Raw genomic sequence first — 2,510 nt, 5'->3', positions numbered from 1 at the left:
CTGCTGACCGCGACCTGAACCGCCACGACCATCAATGGTGCGATAAGTACCCGCGCTGTGCCACGCCATGCGAATGAACAGCCCAATATAGCTGCCCCAGTCGGCTGGCCACCAGGATTGCGAATCGGTGAGAAGTGCGCGGATATCGGCTTTTAACGCGGAGTAATCCAGTTTGCTGAATTCGTCGCGGTAGTTGAAGGTGTCACTAAGCGGGTTGGAACGGTTGGAGTGCTGGTTTAACAGATCGACGCGTAACATATTGGGCCACCAGTCGCGGTTGGATGTCCCGCCACCGGCGCCACGCGCCAGAACACTCTTCTCTTCAGACGCCCCGTGATGAAAGGGGCACTTGCCTGCGGCTGCTGCATTATCGTTGTTATCGTGCGTGCTCATGTTTATCGGCTCCATTGGCTTCACATTGCTTTCTAATATGCGACTAAGATTAGCCGCACTTTCGCCAGGAATATATTTGGATGAACCGAAGGTTTTGATAGTTGCTGGCTTTCAAGCGCAGCGCGTGATGAGCTTCGCAAAATGGGTATGGACCTGGTCGCCATGAATGGCGACCCTACAAGGGCCAGATATGGGAATTTATGCGGCAATAGGTCGGTTTCGGTTTTGTAGGGTGCGCATTTATGCGCACCGGCCGTGATTAAACGCGGATCAGCTGCCGCGATAGGTTGACCATGACCACGGCGAGATGAGAAACGGCAGATGATAATGGCTGCCTGCGGCGCCAATCACGAAATCGATCTGCGCGCTGACGTAAAGCGCATCGCGCCCTTCGGCGGCAAAGTAGTCGCCAATTTCCGCCGTCAAACGGTAATGCCCCGGCGCCAGCGGTTCGGGCGTCAGATCTTTGATGCGTCCGTCGCTGTCGGTTTTGCCTTCCACCAGCGGCAGCCAGCCTTCTGGGCTGTTCTGCTCGAGCGAAACCGCCACGCCAATCGCCGGTTTGCCCAGCGCAGTATCGAGAATATGCGTCGTAATGGTGCTCATGTGATGCTCTCCTTCAGCCGCAACAGGGTAATTTCGCGCAGCTGCGCCAGCGCTTCACGCTGCTCACTCGCTGCATCATTGTTAAGCCGACGCTGCAATTCCGCCAGCATCTCTTCGCCGCTGCGCCCTTTGGCGCGAATCAGAAACACCCGGCCAAACCGCTGCTCATAGGTTTGATTGCCCGCCAGCATTGCCAGCTGCAGCGCTCCGTCCGCCTGCTGCATCGCCGACTGCTCACTGCGCGACAGCGTAGCTTCTTTGTCCGCGCCCGCCACTTTGTCGCCAATACGCGGATGGGCACTCAGCGCCTGCTCAAGCTCAGCGGCTTGCCAACACTGCGCCAGGCGATCGGCTTCTGCCTGCAAAGCCGTAACATCGGCAAAAGGCCTTGCCGCCACCAGCGCCTGTTGCCAGCCAGGAATCGCCACGCAGTGGGCAATCGCCGCCTGCGCGGCTTGGGGTGACAACTGATTAAAGCTGACTAAATCCATCTCTATTCCTTAGCGCGTGCAATATCGCAAACCGCTTGCAGATAGGCCTGCACGCCCAGCGCCACATCGTCCGTTTGTACCGATTCCGCCGGATGATGGCTAATGCCGCGATGGTTGCGCACAAACAGCATGCCAACCGGCCAGCGCTCGGCGATAGCAATCGCATCGTGTCCCGCACCGCTTGGCAGCGACAGGCTGCGCCCTTGCATGGTTTCAACCGCGTGGCTCAGCGCCTGCTGCAAGCGCGCATCACAGGCGGTGGCGGCAATCTGATAATACGCGTTGGAGTTGAAGGTTAAGCCGCGACGCAGCGCAATCGCCTGCGCTTGAGTGAGCAACGTGGAGAGCAAACGCTCCAGCGGCTCATCCTGCGGACCGCGCACATCGAGCGACAGCTGCACTTCGCCAGGGATCACGTTGACCGCGCCCGGCAAGCAACTCAGCGTGCCGACGGTCGCCACCAGCTGCGGATCGTGCTCCTGCGTGGTGTGTTCAATAAACACCATCCATTCGGCAGCAGCGGCCAGCGCATCTTTGCGATGCGTCATCGGCACGGTGCCTGCATGGCCGGCTTCACCGATAAAACTGCAATTCAAGCGACGCGCACCGTTGATTGCCGTCACCACACCCAACGCCAAATCTTCCTGCTCAAGACATGGACCTTGCTCGATATGCAGTTCCAGATAGGCGGCGATCTCATTGACATCACGCGCCGCATCGAGAATTTTCGCCGCATCGAAACCGACGTCCTGCATCGCTTCTGCCACGGTGATGCCGTTGCCATCCGGGTGCGTCACCCAGCTTTCCGGCCAGCTGCCGGTTATGCCACGGCTGCCGAGCAGCGTAATGCCGAAGCGCGTGCCCTCTTCGTCGCCGAAGCCGACAATCTCAATCGCCAGCGGCAAACGCTGCTGCCGATCGTGCAGCCACTGCACGGTTTCAATGGCGCTTAACACGCCGAGCATACCGTCGTAGCGACCGGCATTGCGCACCGTATCCAGATGCGAACCGAGCAGCAGC

3 protein-coding genes and 1 pseudogene are annotated in these 2,510 nt (G+C 59.1%); all 4 read right to left on the bottom strand.

Going from position 1 to position 2,510, the window contains the following annotated elements; all coding sequences use genetic code 11:
* Window positions 1-393: pseudogene (locus RTY00_RS23385) on the bottom strand (catalase-peroxidase); the annotation flags it as partial.
* 270 nt (window positions 394-663) lie between these two features.
* Window positions 664-999, bottom strand: coding sequence for a hydroxyisourate hydrolase (uraH, locus tag RTY00_RS23380; RefSeq protein WP_154153807.1), 336 nt, complete (start codon window positions 997-999; stop codon window positions 664-666).
* Window positions 996-1,490 carry a 2-oxo-4-hydroxy-4-carboxy-5-ureidoimidazoline decarboxylase gene (uraD, locus tag RTY00_RS23375; protein WP_312666555.1) on the bottom strand — a complete coding sequence of 165 codons (495 nt, stop codon included), beginning with the start codon at window positions 1,488-1,490 and terminating at the stop codon, window positions 996-998. The genes uraH and uraD overlap by 4 nt, the downstream gene beginning before the upstream one ends.
* 2 nt (window positions 1,491-1,492) lie before the next feature.
* Window positions 1,493-2,510: allantoate amidohydrolase (gene hpxK, locus RTY00_RS23370; protein WP_312666554.1), on the bottom strand; the 1,018-nt coding region annotated here is incomplete at its 5' end.

Origin of the sequence: Pantoea sp. CTOTU49201 (assembly GCF_032054795.1) — a bacterium.
GTDB lineage: Bacteria > Pseudomonadota > Gammaproteobacteria > Enterobacterales > Enterobacteriaceae > Pantoea > Pantoea symbiotica.
This window is presented reverse-complemented; position numbering and strand designations above follow the sequence as displayed.